General features: G+C 41.2%; 16 protein-coding genes. 6 read left to right on the top strand and 10 right to left on the bottom strand.

Annotated features, from left to right (window positions below; all coding sequences use genetic code 11):
• Positions 1-34 precede the first annotated feature (34 nt).
• The 4 genes from cydX to purL form a co-directional block, all read right to left on the bottom strand.
• The gene (cydX, locus tag ACRWP9_RS08190) at positions 35-145 is read right to left on the bottom strand and encodes a cytochrome bd-I oxidase subunit CydX (protein ID WP_226410518.1); all 111 of its coding nucleotides are present in this window, start codon (positions 143-145) and stop codon (positions 35-37) included.
• Between the two features lie 15 nt (positions 146-160).
• Positions 161-1,300, bottom strand: a complete 1,140-nt coding sequence (gene cydB, locus ACRWP9_RS08185; protein WP_434928684.1) for a cytochrome d ubiquinol oxidase subunit II — start codon at positions 1,298-1,300, stop codon at positions 161-163.
• A gap of 15 nt (positions 1,301-1,315) precedes the next feature.
• Positions 1,316-2,872, bottom strand: coding sequence for a cytochrome ubiquinol oxidase subunit I (locus ACRWP9_RS08180; RefSeq protein ID WP_434928683.1), 1,557 nt, complete (start codon positions 2,870-2,872; stop codon positions 1,316-1,318).
• 1,104 nt (positions 2,873-3,976) lie between these two features.
• Positions 3,977-7,858 carry a phosphoribosylformylglycinamidine synthase gene (purL, locus tag ACRWP9_RS08175; protein ID WP_434928682.1) on the bottom strand — a complete coding sequence of 1,294 codons (3,882 nt, stop codon included), beginning with the start codon at positions 7,856-7,858 and terminating at the stop codon, positions 3,977-3,979.
• A 438-nt stretch (positions 7,859-8,296) separates the two neighbouring features.
• Between purL and mltF the strand changes: the two genes are divergently transcribed.
• On the top strand, positions 8,297-9,730 hold the full coding sequence (mltF, locus tag ACRWP9_RS08170) for a membrane-bound lytic murein transglycosylase MltF (protein ID WP_434928972.1): 1,434 nt from the start codon (positions 8,297-8,299) through the stop codon (positions 9,728-9,730).
• A gap of 844 nt (positions 9,731-10,574) precedes the next feature.
• Here mltF and ACRWP9_RS08165 read toward each other — a convergent pair.
• The 4 genes from ACRWP9_RS08165 to guaB form a co-directional block, all read right to left on the bottom strand.
• Positions 10,575-11,138, bottom strand: coding sequence for a discoidin domain-containing protein (locus ACRWP9_RS08165; protein ID WP_434928681.1), 564 nt, complete (start codon positions 11,136-11,138; stop codon positions 10,575-10,577).
• A 134-nt stretch (positions 11,139-11,272) separates the two neighbouring features.
• The gene (tadA, locus tag ACRWP9_RS08160) at positions 11,273-11,815 is read right to left on the bottom strand and encodes a tRNA adenosine(34) deaminase TadA (RefSeq protein ID WP_434928970.1); all 543 of its coding nucleotides are present in this window, start codon (positions 11,813-11,815) and stop codon (positions 11,273-11,275) included.
• Positions 11,816-11,916: 101 nt separating this feature from the next.
• Positions 11,917-13,494, bottom strand: a complete 1,578-nt coding sequence (guaA, locus tag ACRWP9_RS08155; RefSeq protein WP_434928680.1) for a glutamine-hydrolyzing GMP synthase — start codon at positions 13,492-13,494, stop codon at positions 11,917-11,919.
• A 110-nt stretch (positions 13,495-13,604) separates the two neighbouring features.
• Positions 13,605-15,077 carry an IMP dehydrogenase gene (gene guaB, locus ACRWP9_RS08150; RefSeq protein ID WP_226410523.1) on the bottom strand — a complete coding sequence of 491 codons (1,473 nt, stop codon included), beginning with the start codon at positions 15,075-15,077 and terminating at the stop codon, positions 13,605-13,607.
• Between the two features lie 118 nt (positions 15,078-15,195).
• Here guaB and xseA point away from each other — a divergent pair, with 118 nt between their 5' ends.
• Both xseA and ACRWP9_RS08140 read left to right on the top strand, forming a co-directional pair.
• A complete protein-coding gene (xseA, locus tag ACRWP9_RS08145) occupies positions 15,196-16,521 on the top strand; it encodes an exodeoxyribonuclease VII large subunit (RefSeq protein ID WP_434928679.1) in 1,326 nt (441 codons plus the stop codon).
• 96 nt (positions 16,522-16,617) lie between these two features.
• Positions 16,618-16,851 (top strand): hypothetical protein, encoded by a 234-nt coding sequence (locus ACRWP9_RS08140; protein ID WP_434928678.1) that lies wholly within the window; start codon positions 16,618-16,620, stop codon positions 16,849-16,851.
• A gap of 123 nt (positions 16,852-16,974) precedes the next feature.
• On the opposite strand, the gene ACRWP9_RS08135 is transcribed toward ACRWP9_RS08140, so the two are convergent.
• On the bottom strand, positions 16,975-17,652 hold the full coding sequence (locus ACRWP9_RS08135; protein WP_434928677.1) for an OmpA family protein: 678 nt from the start codon (positions 17,650-17,652) through the stop codon (positions 16,975-16,977).
• A gap of 153 nt (positions 17,653-17,805) precedes the next feature.
• On the bottom strand, positions 17,806-18,720 hold the full coding sequence (locus tag ACRWP9_RS08130; RefSeq protein WP_434928676.1) for a choice-of-anchor H family protein: 915 nt from the start codon (positions 18,718-18,720) through the stop codon (positions 17,806-17,808).
• A 258-nt stretch (positions 18,721-18,978) separates the two neighbouring features.
• Between ACRWP9_RS08130 and ACRWP9_RS08125 the strand changes: the two genes are divergently transcribed.
• From ACRWP9_RS08125 to ACRWP9_RS08115, 3 genes are read left to right on the top strand one after another with little or no spacing between them, the layout of a single operon-like run.
• Positions 18,979-19,320 (top strand): PepSY domain-containing protein, encoded by a 342-nt coding sequence (locus ACRWP9_RS08125; RefSeq protein WP_434928675.1) that lies wholly within the window; start codon positions 18,979-18,981, stop codon positions 19,318-19,320.
• 2 nt (positions 19,321-19,322) lie between these two features.
• A complete protein-coding gene (locus tag ACRWP9_RS08120; protein WP_434928674.1) occupies positions 19,323-20,000 on the top strand; it encodes a response regulator transcription factor in 678 nt (225 codons plus the stop codon).
• A gap of 5 nt (positions 20,001-20,005) precedes the next feature.
• On the top strand, positions 20,006-21,352 hold the full coding sequence (locus tag ACRWP9_RS08115; RefSeq protein ID WP_434928673.1) for an ATP-binding protein: 1,347 nt from the start codon (positions 20,006-20,008) through the stop codon (positions 21,350-21,352).
• The last annotated feature ends 39 nt before the right edge of the window (positions 21,353-21,391 follow it).

The following is a 21,391-nucleotide window of genomic DNA, read 5'->3' as shown; positions in this document are numbered from 1 at the left end:
AATAACCTACATTTTATAAAACTAGGGCTAGCAATTACTCTTCGGCATTACGGTCCATGTTTTCAGTATTTTCAAGCCATAACGCATTGATGATACCGAAGGAACAAGCAAGCAATACACCTAAAATCCACGCAAAATACCACATAGATAATAACTCCTATTAATAAAGTGATGACTTGTTGTCTTCAATAAAGTTACGACTTAAGCGGCCATACATCTTGTAGTAAGTCCAAATCGTATAACTTAATACGGTTGGAACAAAGATTATCGCTGCAAACGTCATAACTTTTAAGGTCATTTGGCTCGCTGTCGCATCCCACATGGTTAAGCTCACATTGGGTTCAAGTGACGATGGCATAACAAATGGGAACATAGCAGCACCACAGGTTAAAATTACCCCCGCAATGGCCAATGAACTGAAAAAGAACGCAAAACCACTGCGGTTAAAGCGGCTAGCAAATATTGCTAGTATCGGCATTAATAACCCTAAAACAGGGAATAACATGGTAACAGGATACTTATCGTAATTAGTTAACCAGGCACCCGCCTCAATCGCAACTGTTTTAGTTGTTGGATTAGATGGCCCCGCTAAATCAAGTGTTGAAGTAATCACGTAACCGTCAATACCATTGGCTAGCCACACACCGGCGGTTGTAAATAGTACAACTAACAAACCGCCACAAATTTGAGTCATGTTAGCCGCACGAACACGTAACTCACCTTCGGTTTTCATTTGTAACCAGGCAGCACCTTGCATCATGATCATGCTGACACAGACAAGGCCTGTTAGTAGTCCAAATGGATTAAGTAATCCAAAAAAACCACCATGGTATTTAGCCCGTAAAAACTCATCAAAGTTAAACGGTACACCTTGCAACAAGTTACCAAAGGCAACGCCAATGATCAGCGGGGGCACAAAACCACCGATAAATAATGCCCAATCCCATGACTTACGCCATTTTGGATCTTCGATTTTTGAACGATAATCAAACCCAACAGGACGCAAGAATAAGGCAAACAATACCAACATCATCGCGGCATAAAAGCCTGAAAATGAGACGGCGTAAACCATTGGCCAAGCAGCGAATAACGCACCACCAGCGGTAATTAACCACACCTGGTTACCGTCCCAATGGGGCGCGATGGTGTTAATCATAATACGGCGTTCAGTGTCATCTTTACCAATAATGGGTAACAAGGCACCGACTCCCATATCAAATCCGTCTGTTACAGCAAAGCCAATAAACAGCACACCAATTAATGCCCACCAAATAAATCTTAATACTTCATACTCAAACATAATTAGGTCCTCTGATTAAGCATCTTGGTTTTCAAAATGATAGCGGCCGGTCTTCATGCTACTAGGGCCAAGACGGGCATACTTAAACATTAAGAACATTTCTATTACCAGTAATATTGCGTAGAACAAGGTAATTGAAATAATACTGAACCACAGGTCTGCCGTCGTTAGACTTGAGGCTGACATAAAGGTCGGTAACACTTCAGAAATTGTCCAAGGTTGACGGCCATACTCAGCCACAAACCAACCACATTCAATGGCAATCCAAGGTAATGGTAAACCGTATAATGCAGCTTTAAGTACCCATTTTTTCTCTGCGATTTGATGACGCGTACTTTGCCAGAATGCAGCAGCAAAGATAAACAGCATTAATACTCCAGAACCAACCATGATACGGAATGACCAAAATATCGGTGCTACGTTAGGAATAGAATCTTTGGCAGCAGCTTTAATTTGCTCTTCTGTTGCATCAACCACATTTTCGGTATAGCGCTTTAACAAAAAGCCATAACCTAAATCATGTTTGGTTGCTTCAAAATTATCACGCAGCTCTTGGCTTTGATCACCAGCACGTAATTGGGTTAAGAAGGAATAAGCAATCATGCCGTTACGAATACGCACCTCATGCTCATCGATTAAATCAATAATCCCAGTAACCTGCTCATCTAATGAACGGGTCGCAATGATACCCATCGCGTAAGGAATTTTTATCGCGTAGTCTGTATTCATTGTTTCCTGGTTAGGAAAACCGACAACAGTAAAGGCAGCAGGAGCAGGCTCAGTGTGCCACTCAGCCTCAATTGCAGCTAACTTTACACGCTGTGCTTCACCGACTTTATAACCAGATTCATCACCTAACACGATAACAGATAAAATAGAGGCCATACCAAAGCTTGCTGCAATCGCAAATGAGCGACGAGCAAAAGGTAAGTCACGTCCTTTTAGAATGTAGTATGAACTGATTGCCAGAACGAACATGGCACCAGCGACGTAGCCCGATGCAACTGTGTGAACAAACTTCACCTGTGCAACTGGGTTGAAAATAACCTCAGCAAAGCTGGTCATTTCCATACGCATGGTTTCGTAGTTAAACACTGACCCTACAGGGTTTTGCATCCAACCATTGGCAACCAAAATCCACAACGCAGACATGTTAGAACCAAGCGCAACCAACCAAGTAACAGCTAAATGCTGACGTTTGCTGAATCTGTCCCAGCCAAAAAAGAACATCCCCACTAGGGTTGATTCCAGGAAGAATGCCATTAAGCCTTCAATCGCCAATGGCGCCCCAAAAATGTCACCTACATAATGTGAGAAATAAGACCAGTTAGTACCAAACTGGAATTCCATTGCCAAACCGGTAGTGACACCTAGGGCAAAGTTAATTCCGAATAATTTACCCCAAAATTTAGTCATGTCTTTATATATCTGTTTATCAGTCATCACATAAAGTGACTCCATGATCGCCAGAATAAAAGCTAAACCTAAGGTGAGGGGAACAAACAGAAAGTGATACATGGCTGTCAGCGCAAATTGTAAACGCGATAGCTCAACAACCTCTTCGATAATCATTGGCGACTCCTTACTTCAGTACAACCAAATACTGCATAGCAACATAGTTGCTATAATGACGTTATACCTGAAAACAGTCATATTGACGCAATGAACAACTCACCAATATATATAAAATGATAAATTAATCTGTTTGTCTGCGTTTTCAAGTCCAATTCTAAACGGTATACATATTAAGGTATAATTAAGCAAAAGGTCATGTTTTTTAATCAAAAATGTGATGACAATTAGATTTTTTGAATGAATCTAATTTTAATATAAATAATCATCTACTTAGCTCAAAACCGACTCTTACTAATTTTGAATTTAATGTCAGACAGTTCACAATTTAATCATAAAAAATCATCCACCCGACTATCACATATATCACCCCCAACTTTTAGGTATTGACAAAAACATGCCACTTGCTAGGAAACAAAAAACGCATCGACCTTAATCAACAATAAAAGTCACAACTTACGCCAATTGTTAATAGAAAGTATAAAATGGTAAGAATAACCAATAATGGATTAATTATATAAATATTATAAAATTAAAAATTATCTATAAAAACCTTAAAAATCAATTGAAAAATAAAAAACACAACAAATTAAAACCAATAAAAACACAAGTCAGCCATTAGATTATCTAATGTCGAATAATCATTTTTACTCGTTTGAACCCAAACTTCAATCTCAGTATGATATACGTATTAAGAAAACGAGCAGCATACATGCCAGGGAGTCGTTATCTTAAGCCCAAGGTGTTTTTTATCGTTCAATTACTGAACTTATTGATCTAAGAGATGTTGCTATGACTAAATTATTTGAAAACGTTGTCAGCTTATACAAGCGTGCTTTTGTTGAGATGTACAACGCAAAAGAAATGAAATAATTCGTTTTATCCTATTTGATATTTTGTTAGCGCAAAATAGCCAATCATTGTCTTTTTAAACAATACGATGATTGAGACAAAAAAGCCCATTCATCACTGAATGGGCTTTTTTACGCCTAACAATTCTATCACTCGTCGTAACGGAATGTTTTAGCGATAAAAATAAAAAAGGCGACTATAAATAGTCACCTTTTTATTAGTTCAATTTACAGCGCTAAGCTTAAGACCTAACTAGCCAATCTTAACTCGAGCATTGCGGAACATACGCATCCATGGGCTATCTTCGCCCCACTCTTCTGGGTGCCAAGAGTTGGCTACGGTTCTAAATACACGCTCAGGGTGCGGCATCATAATCGTTACACGACCATCAGTAGTACACACACCCGTTAAACCATTTGGTGAACCATTTGGATTTAAAGGGTATTGAGTAGCAACTTGGCCATGGCCATCAACATAACGCAATGCAATAGTGCCTGACGCCTCAGCTTTTGCTAATGCTTGTGCATTGGCAAATTCCGCTAAACCTTCGCCATGTGAAACAGCGATAGGCATACGCGAACCTACCATGCCTTCAAAAAAGACCGATGGCGTTTGTTGCACTTCAACCAGACTGAAACGAGCTTCAAAACGTTCTGAACGGTTACGGACAAAGTGTGGCCAATGTTCACTACCTGGAATGATTTCTTTCAAGTTAGATAACATCTGGCAGCCATTACATACACCCAAAGCGATGCTAGCGTCACGCTCAAAAAAACGGCTAAATTCATCACGGGCACGACTGTTGAACAGAATTGACTTAGCCCAACCTTCACCAGCACCTAATACATCACCGTAAGAGAAACCACCACACGCCACTAAGCCTTGGAACTCTTCCAAGCTAATACGTCCTGATAGAATATCTGACATATGAACATCGCGGCTTTCAAAGCCAGCACGGTCAAATGCCGCAGCCATTTCAATGTGAGAGTTAACCCCTTGCTCACGTAAAATAGCCATCTTAGGCGCTAAACCTTTTAAGATATAAGGCGCTGCAACGTCAATGCTTGGATCAAAAGCTAACTTAACGGTTAAGCCCGGTGCATCAGCTTGTTGCTTAAGCGCGAACTCTTCTTTAGCACATTCAGGGTTATCACGTAGCGCTTGAATGCGATAAGTGGTTTCAGACCATAACGTCCGTAAAGCGGTGCGAGTATCGGCAAAAATAATGCGCTGACCATCAGTGATGCTAATCATATCAGCGGCTTGCAGGCCACCAATGTTATGACAAGTTACCCCTTTAGCTTCAAACAGAGCAGCTATATTAACAACGTCAGCTTGGCTAACTTGAATAACAGCACCTAACTCTTCGTTAAATAAACGCTCTAAATCAGTACCGTTCAAGCTGGCTAAATCGATGTTTAAGCCAGTATTACCGGCAAAAGCCATTTCCACTAATGTGGTAAATAAGCCACCGTCACTGCGGTCGTGATAAGCGATAACAGCTTGGTCAGCCACTAATTTTTGCATCACTTCAAAGAAGCCTGCTAGGTTAGCAGTTTTATCCAATGTTGGCGCAACATCGCCTAATTCACTGTAAACCTGCGCTAAACAAGAGCCACCTAAACGGTTTTGACCATTGCTTAAATCGAGCATTAATAAAGCGGTATCGCCTTTATCGGTGCGAAGTTCTGGCGTGACTGTTTTACGAATGTCCTGTACTACACCAAAGGCGGTGATCACTAACGACATAGGTGAAGTTACGGTTTTTTGCACGCCGTTATCTTCCCAGGCCGTCTTCATCGACATTGAGTCTTTACCGACAGGAATGGTAATACCAAGTTCAGGACAAAGGTCCTCACCAATGGCTTTCACCGCTTGATATAAACCGGCATCTTCACCAGGGTGACCTGCTGGAGACATCCAGTTTGCTGACAACTTAATACGTTTAAATGTGCCAATATCTGTGCCCGCAATGTTCATGATTGATTCAGCCACCGCCATACGGGCAGATGCATCAAAATCAAGCAAAGCTAACGGAGTACGTTCGCCCATAGACATAGCTTCACCGCAGTAGCTGTCATAGCTTGATGCCGTTACCGCACAATCAGCAACTGGCACCTGCCAAGGGCCAACCATTTGGTCACGGTTAACTAAACCGGTAACTGAACGGTCACCAATGGTGATCAAGAAACTTTTATCTGCCACTGTAGGCAAGGTTAAAATACGCTTAACCGCTTCTTTAACATCAATTTTAGCTTGGTCTAACGCGGGTGAAACCGCTTTAGCAGATACCACATCACGGCTCATTTTAGGCGCTTTGCCTAATAAGACTTCAAGCGGTAAATCGATTGGCTTGTTGTTAAAGTGACTGTCTGCAAGCGTTAGATGCATTTCTTCAGTCGCTTCACCAACAACGGCAAAAGGTGCACGTTCACGGGCACAAATATCTGCAAATTGCTGTAGATTCTCAGGCGCTACAGACAATACATAACGTTCTTGTGACTCGTTACACCAAATTTCAAGCGGACTCATGCCTGGCTCATCTGACGGCACGTTACGTAAATTAAACACCCCGCCACGATCTGCATCGTTTACTAACTCAGGGAAGGCATTTGATAATCCACCCGCACCCACATCGTGAATAAACTGAATTGGGTTCGCATCACCCAACTGCCAGCAACGGTCGATTACTTCCTGACAACGACGTTCCATTTCTGGGTTTTCACGTTGCACTGAAGCAAAATCTAAATCTTCACTTGATTGGCCTGATGCCATAGAAGATGCTGCACCACCACCTAGTCCGATGTTCATTGCAGGGCCACCTAATACAATTAGCTTAGCGCCAACGGTAATCTCGCCTTTTTGCACATGCTCATCACGAATATTACCTAAACCACCGGCTATCATGATTGGCTTATGGTATCCACGTACTTCCACACCGTTATGGCTAGACACTTGCTGCTCATAGGTACGGAAATAACCTGTAATAGCAGGACGGCCAAACTCGTTGTTAAATGCCGCGCCACCTAATGGGCCTTCAAGCATAATTTCAAGTGGTGTGACGATACGGTCAGGCTTGCCATAATTATCTTCCCATGGGTGAACAAAACCCGGAATTTTCAAGTTCGAAACCGTAAAACCGGTTAAACCTGCTTTAGGTTTTGAACCACGCCCCGTTGCACCTTCATCACGAATTTCACCGCCAGAACCTGTAGCAGCTCCTGGATATGGGCTAATTGCGGTTGGATGATTGTGGGTTTCCACTTTCATCAAGATATGCATAGGTTCTGTGTGGTAGTTATAAACGCCATCAGGATCAGGGAAGAAGCGACCCGCAACAGGCCCAGTCATTACCGCTGCATTGTCTTTATACGCTGACAGCACGAAATCTGGAGTCACTTCAAAAGTGTTTTTGATCATTTTGAACAATGATTTTGGTTGAACTTCACCATCAATTGTCCAATCAGCATTAAAGATTTTATGGCGGCAATGCTCAGAGTTTGCTTGAGCAAACATCATCAGCTCGATGTCGTTTGGATTACGCTTCAAACGCACAAAGTTCTCGACTAGGTAGTCAATCTCATCTTCAGCCAGGGCTAGACCTAATTTGACGTTAGCCACTTCTAATGCACGGCGACCTTCGGCAAGAATATTAATACTTTTGAACTTTGCAGGATCTGTTCGAGTAAACAACACATCTGCAGCGGCGAAATCGTTAAGTACAACCTCCATCATGCGGTCGTGTAGCAAGCTCACTAACTGGGCATATTGCTCAGTCGTTAACACTTGTGATTCAACATAGTAGGCAATACCACGTTCTAAACGCTTTACTTTACTTAAGCCGCAGTTACGGGCTATGTCAGTAGCTTTAGAAGACCAAGGCGAAATAGTGCCAGGACGAGGCGTGATAAAAATTAATTGTCCTTGTGGGGCGTGGGACTCAATGGCAGGGCCATAGGTAAGAATTCGTTCAAGCTGAACACGCTCGTTATCATCTAATTGTTCAGTTAAATCAGCTAAATGCGTATATTCAGCGTAGATACTTTTCACAGGAAGATCTGCGCTGTCGCAGGCCTCGATGAGTTTTTGAACTCTAAATGCAGAAAGTGCTGGGGCTCCGCGAATGATTTCCATCACGTCTATTCACCTTATAAATTATATAGGAGGGTCAGAATTGGCGCTATTATAGGGAATTGCACAGTACAAATCACCTACCATGCTGTTTGAAAACAGTGTTTCCTAATAGACAAAATATCGAGCCAACAAAGCAAAGCAAAACCCAAAAAGTCAATCTAACATCTATACTAAAGGTTATGGATAATTAGCCTTGTTAAGCACCCTAACCGTAACATTGGCATAACATTGACAATGCAATTTCATCATTTAGCTCAGCATAATCGCTGTTATTTTAACCAGCACTATGCGATTTTAATAACTCCTGCTAAAGTAGGCGGCATAAAATACCCAACAGCTTAGCGATACACTCTTTCTGCATGAGCTTACAATAGCCATTTATTTTGATTCCCAACAACTATTTTATTAAATAATCTATTGAAAAGTATGATAAAAAAAATAACCACCATTTTGTTTGTTATTTTTATTTCGGCCTGTCAGCCAGCCGAAAAACAACAAATAGAAGACATTATATCTTCAGCACCAAAGCAAACTGAACTTCGTGTCGGCACGCTTTATGGTCCACAAATTTATCTTAACTCGGAAGAGTTGGGAGAGTCAGGCTTTGATTTTGAAATGGCAAGCAAGTTTGCTGATTATCTAGGTGTACCATTACAAATGGTACCTTTTACTGACCGTAAACAATTATTTAGTGCACTTAAGCAAGGTAAAATTGACATTATTGCTGCCGGTATCGCGAAAACCCCCAACCGCATAAAGCAATTTAAACTTGGCCCAACCATGTACAAGGTTAATCAAGTACTGGTTTATAAAGAAGGCACCCCAGAACCTAAGGATATTGCCAATCTTGCGGGTGAAATCACGGTTGCGTCTAATTCGTCTTCTATACACACGTTAACCCAGTTGCAAAAAAATCATCCCGATTTAATGTGGAATCAGGTAAATGATAAAGACTACGAAGATTTATTCGCTTTAGTGGCCAATGGCGACATCAACTACACAATTGCAGATTCAAACAGCTTGTTAATCAACCAACGTTTCTTACCCGAGTTACGTGAAGGTATGATTTTAGAAGAGAAGCTTGAAGTCGTGTGGCTTTTACCACCTGATGAAAGTGATCGCTTAATGAGTAAATTACTGGCTTTTTGGCATAATGAAAAGCGCGCGGGCACCTTAGAGCATTTAAACGAAAAGTATTTTGGTCACGTTAAACGGTTTGATTATGTCGATACCCGCGCCTTTATCCGTGCTATCGATAATGTGTTACCTGAATACCGCAGTATGTTTGAACAATATTCTGGCGACTTTGATTGGCGTAAATTAGCCGCTGCCAGTTATCAAGAATCCCATTGGAATCCTTCAGCTCGCTCACCGACAGGTGTTAGGGGCATGATGATGTTGACGCTTCCTACAGCGGCTTACGTGGGAGTCGATAACCGGCTTGATCCAGAGCAAAGTATTCGAGGCGGTGCATTTTATTTAAAAGATATGATGGAGCGCTTACCTGATACTATTTCAGATAATCAGCGAATTTGGTTTGCCCTAGCCTCATATAATATTGGTTTAGGACATGTGGAAGACGCCCGTAGACTAACAGAATCGATGGGAATGGACCCCGATGCTTGGCGAGATGTTAAAAAGGTATTGCCTTTATTACAGCAATCTAAATATTATAAACAAACGCGCTATGGTTATGCTCGTGGAAGTGAAGCTGTGCATTACGTTGATAGTATTCGTCGTTATTATGACACGCTAGTCTGGATTGATGATCAAACTAAGCAAATAGACATTATCGACTCAGAGCCAACGCCTGAAGCCGTTGCCGACAATATAGAACCAATAGCAGACTCAACAACAGTCCCTAAGGGCTAGTATTGATGTTACAATATCAGTCGAAAATGTATATGGAGTCATTATGAAAAGACCACTAGCAAGTAATTTTATGTCTCGCAGGCGGGTGATGTTAAAACTGCAAAAAAGACGTATCAAGAATAGACAGCATATTTTCTTCTCTTTCCAAACTCCGGATGCCTAGGCATCCGTTTTTTTATTCCTTTTGATCGTTTTTAAAACAAATCCGATTAAATATGTGATCTTTAGCGGGAGTTTAAAGTGTAATTAATGAGTGGCCCAAAAATACTAATCCCTGCCACACTGGCGCAAGCATCTCCTATAAGCACAATTTTGTCATTTTAGTCACCTTCAATAAAGTCACACTTTGTTCCAATGGCCGTACTGAATATTTCAACGATGAGAATCAACTCCTGTCGCTATCAATACCAAGCTAAAATCAAACAATTGCCTGTAGTAAAAAGCTTACTAGTAACCCACTAGAAAGGACAATTTTGTAAGCTAGGGAAAAATCGGCAATAGCGGCTAGCATGCCACTCTCATGTGGCAGTAATTTTTTAATGGGTTGAATCTCTATTTACCAGTATTTAAAATTTTGTTCTTCATATTCTGAGTTCACACCTAACAAATGATAAGCTGAAGGGGTAGTAATAGTAGGATAAATAAGTAAAACCGTGAATGCCCTAGAACAAGTAAATTGAACTGATTTGATGAGGAGTCTGAGTAATTATTAGATGCCTAAGGACATTTGGTCTAAGCAATTGTAGAGGCGATAAACAGAATAGATGTTATATGCCTCTTCAATCTCTTGGTTAATGATGGCTATGATCCAAAATAAAACCTGGTTATAAAACAATCTTAGCCATTATTTGCCGTCAACAATAATTTCTTTAAACAGGGTTCTAGAAATATCTTCTTGTTTCGGACTTGTCATGGTAATTTTTAAATATCGTGCATCGGGACCATAAAGAGCATTATCTCTATCAAATGTACATTTCATGCTGCCAGAAGAAGGACCCATCTTAAATTGAGAACACTGGATTACTCCCGGTTGATTCATCATGGTCCAGGTCTTAGTCCAGTTAATTTTATCTGTTGATACTTCAATAGTATAAAAATTCGATTCCCAAATAAGCGGCTCAGCAAAAAGCTCAATTGAAGAGACATGGCTTATCTGGCCAAAATCTATTACGAAGAAGTCTCCACTGACATTAGGAGACCAATATGCACTTGAAAGAATATCATTATCAATTAATAGCTTAGCATTTTGAGCATCATAAGATGCTTCTATTGTTGCGCCATTGTCTTTTGATGCTAAGTTTCTTTGGAGTTTAGGTTGTTCTACTTCAGGTATAGAAGATTCTTCACTGCCGCCACACCCAGCTAAAACCATCAACAATAATCCTAGTGTTGTTTTTTTCAATTCCATATAAAATTTGCTTCATTTCCGATTTATAAAAGAAGCGGTATTATATGTTAACACATTGAAATTACGTAGACTATTTAGAAGGAATTGTAAAAACTGTGATATTTAACAAATGATTTTTTGCTAAAACAATATGCTTAACGGCCTTTGATGCCATCGGGCTCGATAGCTAACTGCCGTGCTTGTTTTAGGGCTTTTTTCTCAGCTCGGCGACGGGAGAAAAAAGCGCTTAACTGATTACCACATTCTGGCGCTAGTACACCAGAAGTCACTTCGAGCTGATGATTAAATGCCGGATGCTGCAGTAAATTCATCACACTCCCCGCTGCGCCTGTTTTTAAATCATCTGCACCATAAACCACCCGCTTAATACGGCTGTGGATCATGGCTCCCGCGCACATAGTGCAAGGCTCTAAGGTGACATATAAAGTGGTATCTAACATACGATAGTTAGCTAATATTTTACCCGCCTGGCGAATACATTCCATTTCCGCATGTGCGGTAGGGTCTTGATTTAAAATACTTAAATTAAAACCACTGGCAATCATCACATCATCTTTGACTAATACAGCACCCACTGGCACTTCGCCCTTTTGCTCTGCTAGCTCAGCAAATTGCATGGCAACACGCATCCACTTAATGTCGATAGCTTCTTGAGTGTCTTTTTCTGGGGTGTTTATCACTTTATTAACCTAGGCAATGATTGTACAGCGCTATTCTAGCAAATAAAAAAGACGCCGAAGCGTCTTTTTTATGAATAAGTAGGCTTAATGCTGACGCATTATTCCCATTCAATCGTTGCTGGAGGCTTACCTGATATATCGTAAACCACTCGTGAAATACCATCTACTTCATTGATAATCCGGTTAGATACACGACCTAAGAAATCATAAGGTAAGTGTGCCCAATGCGCGGTCATAAAGTCGATTGTTTCCACTGCACGCAATGATACAACCCAATCATATTTACGGCCATCACCCATTACGCCAACAGAACGTACAGGTAAAAACACGGTAAACGCTTGGCTGACTTTGTTGTATAAATCTGCTTTGTGTAATTCTTCAATGAAGATAGCATCGGCGCGGCGCAGTAAGTCACAATACTCTTTCTTAACTTCACCTAATACGCGTACCCCAAGACCAGGCCCAGGGAATGGGTGACGGTAAAGCATATTGTATGGTAAGCCTAATTCAAGACCAATTTTACGCACTTCATCTTTAAATAACTCACGTAATGGCTCAACTAAGCCCATCTTCATATCGGCAGGTAATCCGCCAACATTGTGGTGTGATTTAATTACATGCGCTTTACCTGTAGCACTACCTGCTGATTCAATTACATCAGGATAGATAGTACCTTGGGCTAACCATTTAGCATTGGCGCATTTTTTAGATTCTTCATCAAAAATTTCAACAAATACGCGGCCAATAATTTTACGTTTAGCTTCTGGTTCTGCTTCTGATGCTAATGCATCTAAAAAGCGATTCTCAGCATCGACATGGACAATTTTGAGTCCAAAGTGATCGCCAAACATCTCTAATACTTGTTCAGCTTCGTTTAAGCGTAATAAGCCATTATCAACGAACACACAGGTTAATTTGTCACCAATAGCACGATGCAGCAGCATGGCCACAACCGATGAATCTACTCCGCCAGATAACCCTAAAATAACTTCATCATCACCGATTTGTTGCTTTAAACGCTCAACCGCGTCTTCAATAATCGATGACGGTTTCCAGTTGGCTGGACAACCACAAATTTCAAGGGCGAAATGCTCAAGCATACGCTGACCTTGACGAGTGTGGGTTACTTCTGGATGAAATTGTACGCCGTAGAATCTTTTGTCTTCATTGGCCATTGCCGCAAAAGGACAGGTATCGGTTTTAGCGACAGCAACAAAACCTTCTGGAATGGCTGACACTTTATCACCGTGGCTCATCCACACATCAAGAAGAGGCTTACCTTCGGCGCTAACAGCATCTTCAATGCTTTTGAATAATGCAGAAGTAGTTTGTAACTCTATTTGAGCATAGCCAAACTCACCTTCACCTATGCCTTGAATGACTTTACCACCAAGCTGCTCAGACATAGTTTGCATGCCGTAACAAATACCTAAGACAGGTACGCCAGCGTTGAACACGTATTCTGGAGCGCGTGGAGAATTAGCGGCAGTCACACTTTCTGGACCACCCGCTAAAATAATACCATTTGGGGCAAAACCGCGGATTTGCTCTTCGCTTACATCCCAAGCCCAAAGTTCGCAATAAACGCCAATTTCACGAATACGGCGGGCGATAAGTTGGGTGTACTGAGAACCAAAATCAAGGATCAGTATCTTATGCTCATGGATATTACTCATGGATTACCTTCAAATATTGATTAATGCATAACCTAAACACAGTGTTTAAGCCATTTGAAATAGTGTCAAACAGAGCGACTTACGTCGCTCTGTTATCGGAAACTAATCGATTAAGAGCCTGAACGGTAGTTCGGTGCTTCTTTAGTAATGGTCACATCATGAACATGTGATTCACCCATACCAGCTGAAGTCACTCTAACAAACTGCGCTTTTTCATTTAAATCTTTAATGGTCGCACAACCTGTTAGGCCCATACATGAACGTAAGCCACCCATATGTTGATGGATAATTTCTTTCAGCTTACCTTTATAAGGTACGCGGCCTTCAACACCTTCAGGAACGAGCTTGTCTGCAGCGTTGTCGCTTTGGAAATAACGGTCTGATGAGCCTTGAGTCTGACCCATTGCGCCAAGTGAGCCCATACCGCGATATGACTTATAAGCACGGCCTTGGTAAAGCTCGGTTTCACCCGGAGCTTCATCAGTACCAGCAAACATAGAACCCGCCATGATACATGATGCACCAGCAGCTAATGCTTTGGCTAAGTCACCAGAGAAACGAATACCACCATCAGCGATAACCGGAATACCTAATGCTAATACTGCTTCAGCAGCATCAGACACCGCTGTAATCTGCGGTACGCCTACACCTGTTACAATACGCGTAGTACAAATTGAACCAGGGCCAATACCCACTTTTACTGCATTTACGCCAGCTTCCACTAACGCTAATGCGCCAGAAGCCGTGGCCACGTTGCCGCCAACAATTTGTAAATCAGGGTATTTAGCGCGGGTGTCACGAATGCGCTGTAATACGCCTTCTGAATGTCCGTGTGATGAGTCAATCAATAACACGTCAACACCGGCTTTTACGAGGGCATCAACACGTTCTTCATTGCCAGGGCCTGCACCAACCGCAGCACCGACACGTAAACGACCTAATTCGTCTTTACATGCATTTGGCTTACGCTCAGCTTTTTCGAAATCTTTAACTGTGATTAGGCCTTTAAGTTTAAAGTTACCATCAACCACAAGGACTTTTTCAATACGATGAGAGTGCATTAATTTTTGCACTTCATCTAACTTAGTGCCTTCAGCGACAGTCACCAAGCGATCTTTTGGCGTCATCATGTCAGCAACAGTTTTGCTCCAGTCAGTCACAAAACGTACGTCACGGCCGGTAATAATACCCACAAGTTCATGGGCATCATTCACCACAGGGTAACCGGCAAAACCATTGCGCTCTGTTAACTCACGTAGGTCAGTCAAGGTTGTTGCTGGGGTTACGGTAACCGGGTCTTGAACGATACCAGCCTCATAACTTTTAACTTTACGAACTTCTTCGGCTTGTTGCTCAATACTCATATTTTTATGAATAAAACCTAAACCGCCCTCTTGCGCCATCGCGATAGCAAGGCGAGATTCAGTCACAGTGTCCATAGCAGCAGACACAAGTGGAATGTTTAGTTCGATTTTATTGGTTAAACGAGTTTTAAGCACAGCGGTATTAGGGAGTACGGTCGAGTGGGCAGGAACCAACAACACATCATCAAAGGTTAGTGCATCTTTCAGTAAACGTAGCATGGCAACATCTCCCTAGTAAGTAGGATTTGAGGTGAAATATTGCGGCGAGATTATACCTTGCATATTGCAGTTGGTAAATGGAAAATAGCTTTTTATTACCCTTAGAATAAGAACAGTCATGAGTGCCACAAAAAACAATGTTTATACCGTCTCCAAATTAAACGGCGAAGTCAGGCAAATTCTTGAAGGTCAATTGGGTAAAATTTGGCTTAATGGCGAGATTTCAAACTTCTCATCGCCCTCCTCTGGCCATTGGTATCTGACGCTTAAGGATAATTTCTCTCAAATTCGTTGTGCGATGTTTAAGGGCCGTAATCAAGCAGTGCGTTTTCGCCCTGTTAATGGCCAGCAAGTATTAGTCAAAGGCGCGATCAGCGTTTATGAGCCCCGTGGAGATTATCAATTATTAATTGAATCTATGTTGCCTGCAGGTGATGGTTTATTAGCGCAAGAATATGAAGCGCTAAAAATGAAATTGGCAGCAGAAGGATTATTTGCCGCAGATACTAAACGCCCACTGCCTGATAATATCCAGCGTATTGGGGTAATAACCTCTGCAACGGGCGCAGCACTTCGCGATGTACTACATGTACTTGCGAGGCGAGATCCCTCTATTGAAGTTATTGTTTATCCGACACAAGTACAAGGCGGCCCAGCAAGTCAGTTAATTTGTAATGCGATTCAAATAGCCAATCGGCGCCTTGAAGTGGATGTATTACTATTAACCCGCGGTGGTGGCTCACTAGAGGACTTGTGGTGCTTTAATAGTGAATTACTCGCCCATGCTATTTATAACAGTTCAATCCCTGTTATCAGCGCTGTGGGGCATGAGATAGACACTACCATCAGCGACTATGTAGCCGATGTGCGTGCGCCAACACCTTCTGCTGGGGCTGAACTCTTATCAAAAGACAAAGGCAATAAAGCCGAAAAGCTGGCATTGATGTTGTCGCGTTTACAACAAAGTATTCGTCATTACCAATTACATCAATCAAGTCGGTTAAGTCAATTACAACATCAACTACAACGTCATGATCCCGCCAGACGCTTACAGCAATTTGAACAACGTTTTGATGAAATGCAAATGCGTTTACAACATGCCTTACAACATCGTTTAAACCGTTTGGCTATGCAACAGCAACAATTACACAGCAGGCTACAACAATGCTCACCTGTGAATAGTTTAAAAGTTGAAGCTAATCGCTTACAGTTTTTAGAGACGCGCTTTAATGACGCAGCCAAACAGTATTTTAACCATGCCGAGTTACGCCTCAAACAAGCGGTACACCACTTAGAAACAGTGAGCCCATTATCTACATTAACCAGAGGATATTCGATAACCAAACACAACGATCATGTGTTAACTGATGCCACCAAGGTGAACTCAGGTGACCGGCTTACAACCCAGTTGAAAAATGGGCAAGTGATATCAAAAGTTATTTGAGCCCATACTATGCTTTAACCCTGTAACGTTTAGGTTGCGGATAATATAATCAAAAGGTAAGCTGGAAAATAATGCTATAGATAAGGACTTCTATCAATGAGTATTGATGCAACTTTTTTAGGCCAATTTTTTATTGTTTGGCTAATTATATCTACCATTATTATCGCTTTACTGGCAAAACGTAAAACAGATAATCCAGCGATGACTACCGCAATAGGTTTTATTGCCAGTTTCATCCCCTTTTTAAGTATTATTATGATGATTGTATTAACACTTAAAAAAGATATATCAGTCAAAGACTCCAAAGAAGTGCCTGCCACATACACATAACCTCTGACGGCTTATTGAGCTTATTAGTTCGAAAATAAAAAACAGCTTAAACACAAAAGCCACCGCAAGGTGGCTTTTATGTTTGTTACTGCATTACACAACTAACAACAGCTAGTCATCCAACTACTTACCCATCGGAGTAAGCACAATTTCAACACGACGGTTTTGCGCACGACCTTGCTCAGAATCATTGCTGGCTATAGGGCTTGATTCGCCCATACCTGTAGAAGATACACGTGAGCCACTGACTTTTTGGCTAGTAATATATTGAGCAACTTCGCTGGCTCGCACTTGCGATAAACGTAAGTTATAAGAATCAGAACCTGAACTGTCGGTATAGCCAATGACATTTAAGCGGGTATCATCATATTCTTTGGCGACTAATACCACACTGTTTAATACTGATTTAGCGCGCGTGCTCAGTACAGTTTGATCAACCGCAAACGTCACATCATTAGGCATATTAAGGATAATATTATCACCATTACGGGTGACACTTACGCCAGTCGACTTTAACTGCTTACGTAATTCAGCTTCTTGCACGTCCATGTAATAGCCAATACCACCACCTAAGGCAGCACCCGATGCGGCGCCAATGGCTGCACCTTTAGCACGATCTTTTTTACTTGATGATGCCACGCCAATAACGGCTCCACCTATTGCACCAATAATGGCACCGTTAGTTGCTTTGCTGTTTTCAGCTTCACCTGTATAGGGATTAGGGAGTTGGCAACCCGATAATAAAAGCGCACCTGATGCGAATACAACTTTAACAACATTGCTCATTACTTTATGACTCATTATTTACTCTCTTTTTAAAACATTTAGCGGCTATTAACACCACTTTTTTAACATCACCTGTAAACTTAGTACGTGGCAATGTTCGAAATGAAGGTGATTGTAACGATTACTCGCTTCTTTACTATCTTTATTAGTTATGATTTTTTAGAGACATCACCTGTCTGCTGAATAAGCCTGCAAATAATAGTAATAATACGCCCCATGACAGACTTCCCCCTCAACTATCACCACTTCTTCAACGATGACTTCTTGATAAATTACATCACGATCACTGCTTTCTAATGCCAAGGCATATAACCCATCAGATTGATCTGCGCTTAAGGTTGCAACCACATCGGTATAACCGTACTCATATAAATCGATTAGCACATCGTAATAATCAGTTTTATACCCTTGGCTCAATGTGGTCAGCACTTCAAAATCATCATCTTCTGATTCACCATAAATGGTAAATACATCGGTAGTGTAATAATACTCCCAAGGCCCTCCGTTACGGCTTAAATACATTTCGGCATACACATTGGCCGGTTCATTAAGGGTATAACCATACACGTCAGCATCGAATGTCACGCTAAAGGTTTGGTAGAATCCGTCTTGATCAATATCGTCAAACAAGCGGCTATGGGCTTGATAGACAGAGAAATCGCGATAACCAACATAGGTTTGCTGTTGCTGCTGAACCTGTAATTGAGTTACCTGATTCAGTTTAGTTGCATTCTTAGTTAGGGCGGGCTTTTGCTCAGATAACTTCAGCTCAGGTAGCGCGATTGTTCCTTGTTGATATGCTGCAATACGTGCATCACGGTCTATCAATAATGGTTTACTTACACTTTGGTTGTTATTGAGTCGCTTTGCGCTTTGCTTAAGCTTTTCAATTTGATTTTTTCTGTCTTCATTAACAAAAGTCGCAGCTTGATTGTTAACCACTCGACCTTCACTTACGGCATGCGGCGTAGATATATTATTATCGGCGATAACCGATGACGATGCGCATAAACTGCCCATAATCATGCTACCAATAAGAACACCCTTTACTTGTGTCGCTAATCTTGAGTAATTCGACTGCATAATAATTCCTTAATGACTTCTCGCTTAAGTGCATTAAAGACTATTCAAAATGAATCGAAGCTGAACGAATAGAAAAATTTTATATTCAGTCTGTATTCATTTTCATTATTCGATAATCAATCTTATAGTTTGTTAACTGTTTCTAAACTGAAGAGGATCTTTTACACTGATGATTGATTTTGCAGAAAATGACTCACCATTATTGTGATCGCAGTGAATACTTCAACCGCGTACTAATTTGGCTAAATGGAATAACACATGAATCTGGCTCCCTTAAAAAGCGTAATGATATTGGTATCCCTGCTGTGTAGCTTGCTATGCATTAGCTTGCCAAGTTCCGCTCAAATATCGTCAGTTGTGCTTAACCTTGCCGTGTTGCAGCAACCCGGACCACAAAATAATAAGCAGCAAAATTTAGTGATAAGAAGCCCTCAACAAGCCTCAAGTCGTGCCCAAAGCCAATTTGGTGGCAAAGTATTGCGGGTACAGTCAAGCCAAGTGAATGGCAACCCAGGGTATAGTGTTAAATTACTCAGCAATGATGGCGTAGTGTTTTATGCTAGCGTAAATGCCGTTACCGGCGCAGTGTCGAGGAATTAACAATGCGCATATTATTAGTTGAAGATGACTTAAGCTTACAAGCCAATCTAGTCCAGCATTTACAACAGGCAAATTACAGTGTTGATGTAGCATCTGATGGTGAGGACGGCTTATTTCAAGCCCAAGAAACTCTATTTGATGCGGCGATTATCGATGTCGGTTTACCAAAAATTGACGGCATTAGCTTAATTGAACAATTACGTCAGCAAGGGATCAGCTACCCTATTTTAATTTTAACGGCTAGAGATGGTTGGCAAGACAAAGTAAAAGGTTTAGATGCTGGCGCTGATGACTACTTAACCAAGCCTTTTCAAGTAGAAGAATTATCCGCTCGTTTAAATGCACTGATTCGTCGCTCTGCAGGGCAAGCCAGCCCTGTTATCAATAACGGCCCTTTACAATTAAATACCCGAACATTAGCGTTAAGCCTTCTGCAACAGCCAATCACCCTAAGCAGTTCTGAATTTAAATTGTTTGAATATTTGATGTTGCATCAAGGTGAAGTCATTTCAAAATCGACTTTAATTGAACATATTTACGACCAAGACTTTGATTTAGATTCTAATGTTATTGAAGTATTTATTCGCAGGCTTAGAAAAAAACTCGATCCCGACAATCAATATCAATTGATTGAAACCTTGCGTGGCCAAGGTTATCGCCTGCGTTCTTTGCAAGATTAACCACCATGACAGCAACTAGGCATTGGCAACATTCACTCAAAGCCCGCTTTGTATTAAGTGGCTTGTTACTGATAGTGGTGTTATTGCCAGCTATTGGTTTTACGGTCAATAAAGCCTTCGAGAGACAAATCGCCTTATCGATAGAAAACCAGCTAAATGCCTATATGTATAGCATATTGGCGGTCACAGAAGTCGACAATGGCGACGTCAACATGCCTCCTCATTTGGTCGAAAATCAATTCAATGTTATTGGCTCAGGTTTATATGCATTGGTGAGTAATGAACAACATAAAGTGGTGTGGTCTTCAGGGTCTTTTTTCGGCCTTAAAACCCCAACGCTACAACAACCACCGGTCGGTGAAAGCCAGTTTTACCGGATTAAAATAGATAAAACTAAACATGTTGTGTTTAGTTTTACCGTTAGCTTTGCCCTTAACAAGCAACTTATTCCCATAACAATCCACATCATTAAAGATGAATCAGATTATCAATTACAGGCCCGTGAGTTTAATCGTACTCTGTGGAGTTGGATTGGTATATTGATGCTAGTTTTAGTGGCAATTCAAGCTATTTGGCTGGCATGGACACTTAAGCCTTTACGCCAGTTCAGCGATGAAATAACCCTGGTTGAACAAGGTAAACTGACTGAACTTAATCAACAATATCCCAATGAATTAAGCATTTTAGCAAAGCAGCTCAATGTGTTGCTGCATACTGAACAACAACAACGTAAACGCTATCGTAATGCCTTATCAGATTTAGCCCACAGCTTAAAAACCCCATTAGCAGTAATTAAATCTCAACCAGAACTAAATCAAGATAGCCATGAGCAGCTTGATCATATCAATCATATTATTGGTTACCAGCTGAAAAAAGCCCAAAGCGTCGCCGCAAATGCCTGGTACTTAGGGGTTAATGTCGACGACACCGCAACAAAGTTAGTCCGTACCTTAAGTAAAATTTATCATGACAGTCACAAGGATATTGATTATCAGCTCACGCAACATAATGACCAAGCTGCGATTTTCAAAGGCGACAGTACAGACTTAAGTGAAATGATAGGCAACTTACTTGATAACGCCTGTAAAGCAGCAAAATATCAAGTATTACTAACTGTAGAAACCACCATAGATTCCTTACATATCATTGTAGAGGATGATGGACCAGGGCTGACTGAAGTGCAGCAAACCTTAATATTTGAACGCGGAGCGCGTGCTGATACTTATCAGCAAGGTCACGGTATTGGGCTGGCGATAGTGAGTGACTTAGTCAATAGCTATCAAGGAAAACTGAATGTCGGTAAATCAAACGATTTAGGCGGCGCAAAATTTAGCCTAACATTTACATTATAAAATGCTGCTTTCAGCTTATGTTCATTTTCAGTTTTGTAT

The organism is Shewanella sp. HL-SH2 (assembly GCF_051164935.1).
GTDB lineage: Bacteria > Pseudomonadota > Gammaproteobacteria > Enterobacterales > Shewanellaceae > Shewanella > Shewanella glacialimarina.
The sequence above is the reverse complement of the archived record's forward strand: the minus strand, read 5'-3'. Positions and strand labels throughout refer to the sequence as shown.